Raw genomic sequence first — 5,988 nt, forward strand, 5'->3', positions numbered from 1 at the left:
CTGGCTTGCACCGGCGGTGTTCGTCGCGGCGGTCAGCCAGCAAAGCGACCTGCCGGTGGCCCAGACGTGGGCACCAGGGCTGAGTACAGAGGTCGTGAGTGCCGACGCAGGTGAGAACCGGCATCGGCGCTCACGAGACGACGGTGAGCGCGGAGGGCACGCAGACCGCTTCGACCGGTGTCTGGCCTTGGTCTTCGCCGTCGGCGTAGACGGGCCAGCCGGGTGCTTCGACGCGGAGGGTGCGGGTGCGGAAGGTTTCGACGCTGGGCTTGTGCACGTGTTCGCCGGTGCGCAGCTGCGGGAGCATCCGCAGGAGGCGGGCGCGGCCGGGGGCTCCGATGACGGTGACGTCGAAGAGCCCGTCGTCGGGGGTGGCGTCGGGGCAGATCGGGATGCCGCCGCCGTAGTACGGGGTGTTGCCGACGGCGATGAGGCTCGTGTCGCCGGAGAGGACGCCGTGGTCGGTGTGCACGACGATCGGGCTGGGCCGGAACGCGGCGAGTTCGGCGAGGATGGCCAGGTCGTAGCGGCGGGGGCCGGCGGGCCAGCGCATCGCGTTCGCGCGGGCGTTGACGGCGGCGTCGAATCCGGCGCAGAGCACGGTGGAGAACCAGGTGTCGCCGGCGCGGCCGAGGTCGACGCGGCGGCGGTGCCCGGCCTGCAAAGCCCTGGCGAGGGCGTCGGTGGCGGCGCGCGGGTCGGCGGGGATGCCGAGGGCGCGGGCGAAGTCGTTGCCGGTGCCGGAGGGGACGAGGCCGAGCGCGACGCCGTGGTCGGCGCAGAACTGGACGCCTTGGTGGGCCGCGCCGTCGCCGCCGAGGACGATCAGCACGTCGAGGCCTTCGGCGTGCGAGGACCGCATCAGCGCGCGGGAATCCTCGACGCTGGTGGCGGTGAGGAGGTCGAGCCGGTCGACGGCGGGCCGGAGCCGTGCCGCGACCGCTTCGGCGATGCGGGCGGCCGCGCCGCGGCCGGAGGCCGGGTGCACGGCCAGTGCTGCGTTCAGGCCCACGGTCAGGTGATGTCGTCGGTCGAGTTCGAGCGGCCGGTCGACGGGCTCTGCGCGGTGGGCTCTTCGCCGTCGGCGGTGCTCGGGGTGTAGTTGAACGGCGCGGCCTCGTCGTCGGCGAGCTGGTCCCAGCCCTCGTCGTGGCGGCCGCGGTCGAGCTTGCGGTCGTGGAAGCGGGCGATCTGGATCGACAGCTCGAACAGCAGGGTGAGCGCGCCGGCGAGGCCGAGCATCGAGAACGGGTCCGAGCCGGGGGTGGCGAACGCGGCGAACACGAACAGCGCGAACACGAGGCCGCGGCGCCACCGCTTGAGCTGCTGGTACTTGAGCACGCCGACGCGGTTGAGCATCACCACGAGCAGCGGGAGCTCGAAACTGACGCCGAAGATCACCAGCAGCGACAGGATGAAGGAGATGTACTTGTCCGCGGTGAGCGCGGTGACGAACTGGTCCTGGCCGAAGCCGGCGAGCAGCGCCAGTGCGTGCGGGACGAGCAGGTAGGCCAGCACCGCGCCGGCGGCGAAGAGCACCGAGGCGAAGCTGACGAAGATCATCGCGTAGCGGCGCTCTTTGGCGTAGAGGCCGGGGGCGATGAACGCCCAGATCTGGTAGAGCCAGGCGGGCGAGAGCAGGACCGCGCCCGCCGCGACGCCGACCTTGAGGCGGATCATGAACGCTTCGAACGGAACGGTCTGCAGCAGGCGGCAGCCGGGCTGGTCGCCGGCGAAGCGCTGCGAGGCCGGGATGGCGCAGTACGGGTGCGTCATGATGTCGCCGAGCGACGGGATCGGGCCGAGCCGCTGCTCGAACCAGATGAACCCGAAGATCGCGCCGACGACGATGAAGACGACCGCCCAGCCGAGGCGGCGGCGGAACTCGTAGATGTGCTCGATGAGCGTCATCGTGCCGTCGGGGTTTTTCCGACGGCTGCGCCGGCTCCGCTTGCTGGACCGGCTTCCGTTGCCGTTGGCGGCTTCCGCCACTGGTCGTTCCGTTCTCGTCAGAGCCCGCCGCGGCGCGCCGGACCGGCGCGCCGCTGTGGACCGGGGACCGGGTGGTGCGCGCGGAGGGTCAGCTCGCGTTCTTCTGCGGCTGGTCGGCCGGGGAGGCCGCCTGCTGCTTCTTCAGTTCGTCGAGCTGGCGCTGGAGGTCGGCGACCTGCTTGTCCTGCGCGGTCTGCGCGGGCGCGGGGGCGGCGATGTGCCGGGTGTCGGCGGATTCGGCCTCGGCTTCGGCCTTCTGCTCGCCGGTCAGGTCCTTGGTCTCGGCCTTGAAGATCTTCATGGACTTGCCGATGGACCGGGCCGCGTCCGGGAGCCGCTTCGCTCCGAACAGCAGAACCACCACGAGCACCAGAACGATGATGTGCCACGGCTGCAGCGCGTTCATGGTCGTCTGCCCTCCTTGTCTGGGGTCTGTGCTGATGTTACTTGTTGCCGGCCGCCGGGCGGCGTTCGGCCACGGCCACACGGAGTGCCGCGGACCGGGCCCGGACGAGTCCGGTCCGGTCGTGGGTGTCCGCACTTACCATGCTCATGGTGCGGCGGAAGCGGCGCAAGACTCCGGCGGTCCGTACCAGCAGCAGGGCCAGGACGAGCAGGCCGGCCGCGAGCAGCACATAGACGGGCAGGTACGGCACCAAACCACCTTATCGGTCGGAGATGGACGAGAGATGACGGGCACGCGCCACGGCGTCGGCCGCTCGGCGACCGACTGCCTCGGCGAGTGTGGCGGGGCTCTCCACCTGGGCTTCCCCGCCGAGGCTGAGCACGAGCCGGACCATCCAGGGCTCGTCGCTGTAGCGCATCGCGATGCGCAGGCGTCCGCCGTCGAGTTCGTCGAGTTCCTCGCAGGGGTAGTACTCGGCGACCCAGCGGGCGTCGGGGTCCAGGACCAGATGGGCGACCCGCTGATCGGGACGGGCGGAGAAGACGCCGTCGGACAGGTCGGTGGGCCGCGCGTGGGCGGGCGGAGCTGCGGGTTCGTCCAATACGGTGAGCGCGTCCACCCGGTCGAGGCGGAACAACCGGACGCCTTCGACGCGCCGGCACCACGCTTCGAGGTAGCCGACGCCTTGGACGATGACGAGCCGCATCGGGTCGACGGTGCGTTCGGTGATCTGGTCGCGCGAGGCGGTGTAGTAGCGCATCCGCAGCGCGCGGCCGTCCTGCAGCGCGCCGGCCACGGTCTCGCGGGTGCGGGCGGCACGGGCTCCTTCGCGCACTCCTCCCCCGACGACGACTCCGGCCGGGCGGGCTTGTCCGGCGGCGTCCTCGATTTTGGCGATGGCGCGGCGGACCGCGTCGCCGTCGGCCACGCCCGGGGTTTCGGCGAGCGCGCGCAGCGCGACCAGCATCGCGGTGGCTTCGCCGCCGGTGAGGCGCAGCGGGCGACTCATCCCGGCGTCGTGGGTGACGACGATGGTGTCGCCTTCGAAGGACAGGTCGATGAGGTCGCCGGGCCCGTAGCCGGGCAGGCCGCACATCCAGAGCAGTTCGAGGTCTTTGCGCAGCTGGCGCGGGGTGACGTCGAAGTCCTGGGCGGCCTCGTCGATCCGGATGCCCGGGCGGGCGAGCAGGTACGGCACGAGCGCGAGCAGTCTCGGCATGCGTTCGCCGGAAGCGCTCATCGCACGCTCCCCTGCCCCGTGCGGGCCAGCACGGCTTCATGCCGGTGCTGGACGGATTTGGCCAGCACGTCCGGTTCGAGGACGAGCACGTCCGGCCCTTGCGCGGCGATCCAGTCGGCGGCCGATTCGGGGAAGTACAGCCCGATCTCGATCACGTCGCCTTCCTCGCCCGCGACGATCTCGCGCCCCACCACGTCCCCGCGACGGCGCACCCCCGCGGCCCGCCCGTCCGCGATCCACAACCGAGCAGTAGTAACCGGAGCCGGATCCTCACTGCCACCCGTCACCGACACCAGCTGCATCAAATTGACACCCTCGGGCCTGCTGACCGCACCCGGCTTCCCGATCGCGACAACCTTCCCGGTCACCCGAGAAAGCCGAAAACACCGAGTCGCGTCGCGATCCCGGTCATGCCCGACGACATACCAACGAGCCCGCCAAGACACCACGCCCCACGGCTCGAGCGTGCGAATCCGCCGCTCCGGCGACCCGCTGCGCCGATACTCGAACCGAACCGCCTGCCCAGCCTGCACAGCGGCGAGCATGGGCGCGAACGCCGGCTCCGCCCGCACCCGAGGCTCGATCACGGTCGGCGCCTGGTCGTCGACCTCAACCCCAGCCGCCCGCAGCTTGACCAGCGCTCCTTGAGCCTGCCCGGTCAGCTCCGGCGAATCCCAAAGCCGAACCGCGAGCCCCACCGCCGCGGCCTCGTCCGGCGCAAGGTCGATCTCGCCGAGCTCGTAGTCGCGCCGAGCGATCCGATACCCCTCGACCGGGTCGAAGACGGAGTTGCGTCCCGTCTCAAGCGGAATCCCCAGCTCCCGCAACTCGGTCTTGTCCCGCTCGAACGTGCGAAAAAAGGCGTCGTCACTGGCCGCCTCGGCGTACCCAGGAACGATCCCGCGGATCCGCTCCGCGGTGAGGTACTGCCGGGTGGAGAGCAGGGCCAGCACAAGGTTGACCAGCCGTTCGGCGCGTGCGGTGGACACCAGACGACTCTAGCTCTCCCGGCCGCGGCAGATCGCGAGGTCCGCCCCGCGCGCGTCGCACCTGGTCAGCCCAGGTGCCGCGAAGGGACCCTCCGCACCCGTCCCGTCACCCGCTGCCCGTTCCACGCGGACTCCACCCCGGATCGGGTTCCCCCTTACGAAACCAACTTCGCCACGCGCCCCTTGACCCCGCTAGCCCAACACGCGCCGACCCACGTGCAGTCAACGGTGTCAAAGCTGCCGGTATCGAACGAGACCCAATGCCGCCCGCCGTCACGGCTCAAGTCGCTACCGCCAGGCCCCACAGCCAGCACCGAGCCGCCACGCCAAGCGAGCCCAGACCGATACCCAGCGGGATGTTCCGGCGGGGTGCGCCAGGTACGGCCGCGATCGTGGCTCAACGCGACCGCCGGACCAGGCGCGGTCGGGTTGGCGTAGTCCCCACCAATCGCGACGCCCTGCCACGCCGTACGGAACGCAACCGCGAACACCCCAGCCGACGCACTACTGGGCAACGGCGTCACAGACGCAGCCCAGTGCCGCCCACCATCACCAGAGTGCAAAACCCGAGCATGCGCACCGCCGCCGGTGGCAAGCCAGGCATCGAACGGTCCAGAGGTGGTGATGCATTGCCCACTGGCCGCGAACCCGGCTTCTCCGGGTTCCGCGGCCGGGAACGCGTCGTCCGGAATCTGATTCCAGCTGCGGCCGCCGTCAAAGGTGGCCTGCACGCGGAACCTCCCGTTGACCGGATCACTCATCGCAAGCCCGCGCCAGGGATCAAAGAAGGCCAGACAGTCGTAGAACGCAGCAGAATCAGGATTGCTGAACGTCTGCCGCCAACTCTTCCCGCCATCGTCGGTGCGATAGACCCGGGAATCCGCCCCCGGCCCGATCGACAGCACGACGGCATGGTCAGCGTCAAACGCCTCAATGTCGCGAAACTCGAGCTTCCCAGTACCCGGCGGCCCAACCGACAGCCAACTGCTCCCACCGTCAACCGTCCGCAGCACTGTGCCCTGGGTGCCGCTGACCCAGGCAACCCGCTCACTAACCGCAGACAACCCACGAAACTGCGCAGTGGTACCCGTAGCCAGAAGCCGCCACGACGGCAACGAGGACGCCGCAGCAACCCCACCCAACGCCACCGACAACACCGCTATGAGAACAAGACCCACCCGAAACCCACGCATGCGCAGATCCTGCCGCACCACCCCGACAACTTTCGTCGGTTCTCTCCCACGCAACAACGACTTCCGCAACCAGGCCCAGCCCTACCCTCCCAACTTGCCCAGCACGCGGGATCGCGCCGGCGTTTGGGGGCTGCCCGGTGTGATAGGCCGAAGGCCCGTCACGCCGGG

General features: G+C 70.3%; 7 protein-coding genes. All 7 read right to left on the reverse strand.

Annotation, left to right across the window (positions count from 1 at the left end; translation table 11 throughout):
• Nucleotides 1-130: 130 nt before the first annotated feature.
• The gene (locus tag ACWDNU_RS44640) at nucleotides 131-1,012 is read right to left on the reverse strand and encodes a diacylglycerol/lipid kinase family protein (protein WP_449673302.1); all 882 of its coding nucleotides are present in this window, start codon (nucleotides 1,010-1,012) and stop codon (nucleotides 131-133) included.
• Between the two features lie 2 nt (nucleotides 1,013-1,014).
• Nucleotides 1,015-1,992 (reverse strand): twin-arginine translocase subunit TatC, encoded by a 978-nt coding sequence (gene tatC / locus ACWDNU_RS44645; protein WP_370937211.1) that lies wholly within the window; start codon nucleotides 1,990-1,992, stop codon nucleotides 1,015-1,017.
• Between the two features lie 88 nt (nucleotides 1,993-2,080).
• Nucleotides 2,081-2,398 (reverse strand): Sec-independent protein translocase subunit TatA, encoded by a 318-nt coding sequence (gene tatA, locus ACWDNU_RS44650; RefSeq protein ID WP_449673303.1) that lies wholly within the window; start codon nucleotides 2,396-2,398, stop codon nucleotides 2,081-2,083.
• A gap of 37 nt (nucleotides 2,399-2,435) precedes the next feature.
• Nucleotides 2,436-2,648 carry a bacteriophage holin gene (locus ACWDNU_RS44655; RefSeq protein ID WP_370937212.1) on the reverse strand — a complete coding sequence of 71 codons (213 nt, stop codon included), beginning with the start codon at nucleotides 2,646-2,648 and terminating at the stop codon, nucleotides 2,436-2,438.
• 9 nt (nucleotides 2,649-2,657) lie between these two features.
• Nucleotides 2,658-3,638 (reverse strand): helix-turn-helix transcriptional regulator, encoded by a 981-nt coding sequence (locus ACWDNU_RS44660; protein ID WP_449673304.1) that lies wholly within the window; start codon nucleotides 3,636-3,638, stop codon nucleotides 2,658-2,660.
• On the reverse strand, nucleotides 3,635-4,627 hold the full coding sequence (locus ACWDNU_RS44665) for a helix-turn-helix transcriptional regulator (protein WP_449673305.1): 993 nt from the start codon (nucleotides 4,625-4,627) through the stop codon (nucleotides 3,635-3,637). The genes ACWDNU_RS44660 and ACWDNU_RS44665 overlap by 4 nt, the downstream gene beginning before the upstream one ends.
• Before the next feature lie 155 nt (nucleotides 4,628-4,782).
• The gene (locus ACWDNU_RS44670; protein WP_449673306.1) at nucleotides 4,783-5,820 is read right to left on the reverse strand and encodes a WD40/YVTN/BNR-like repeat-containing protein; all 1,038 of its coding nucleotides are present in this window, start codon (nucleotides 5,818-5,820) and stop codon (nucleotides 4,783-4,785) included.
• Nucleotides 5,821-5,988 lie beyond the last annotated feature (168 nt).

Source organism: Amycolatopsis sp. NPDC003676 (assembly GCF_053587275.1).